This is a genomic window from Flectobacillus sp. BAB-3569 (assembly GCF_002270355.1).
Lineage (GTDB): Bacteria > Bacteroidota > Bacteroidia > Cytophagales > Spirosomataceae > Flectobacillus > Flectobacillus roseus.
This window is the reverse complement of the sequence record NZ_NJFZ01000061.1, coordinates 1-668: the sequence shown is the minus strand read 5'-3', so window position 1 is coordinate 668 and position 668 is coordinate 1. Positions and strand designations below refer to the sequence as shown.

Here is a 668-nt window from a genome sequence, read left to right as displayed (position 1 = left end):
ATTGTAGTACCCAAATCAGTCTGGAAAATCATTGTAGTACTACCTGTAGGTCAAAACGATTTGTATCGAATTGGCACGGATACTCGTGTAATTGCAGTGAATATTCCAAATACCAACCAAGCTGGTGCTACTAATTGGCGTGACCATCGTGTATCGGTAGATGCCTTGGAAAACTCACAGGTTTGATTTCCTTTCAGACGTACCAAAAGATATTCAAAGTGTAATTGAAGCGAGAGTGGATAATAACTAAGATGGCTTTAGGCTGTTTAAAGGCATGAGTGCTGATTACTGGACAAAACGAGAAAGTGTCATTCAGGTGTTTGTGCTTTTTCAATGAACTTTGTAAAACAGTTTCAAACTGTTAAAAAATGAGTCCAAGACAAAGTCTTGAACTAGTAAATTCAATGTTGTTCAGTTAACAGGCATGAGTGCTGATTACTGGACAAAACGAGAAAGTGTCATTCAGGTGTTTGTGCTTTTTCAATGAACTTTGTAAAACAGTTTCAAACTGTTAAAAAATGAGTCCAAGACAAAGTCTTGAACTAGTAAATTCAATGTTGTTCAGTTATTGGGCATGAGTGATTTCTTTTAACCTAAGGTAATCACTCATGCACTCAATCACCAATCACTCAATAACCACGCTCTTCTCCCCTCTCTTCCAAAAATAC

General features: G+C 37.1%; 1 pseudogene. It reads left to right on the top strand.

What is annotated here, in order from left to right:
• Nucleotides 1–186: pseudogene (locus BWI92_RS27560) on the top strand (DNA/RNA non-specific endonuclease); the annotation flags it as partial.
• Nucleotides 187–668: the final 482 nt, after the last annotated feature.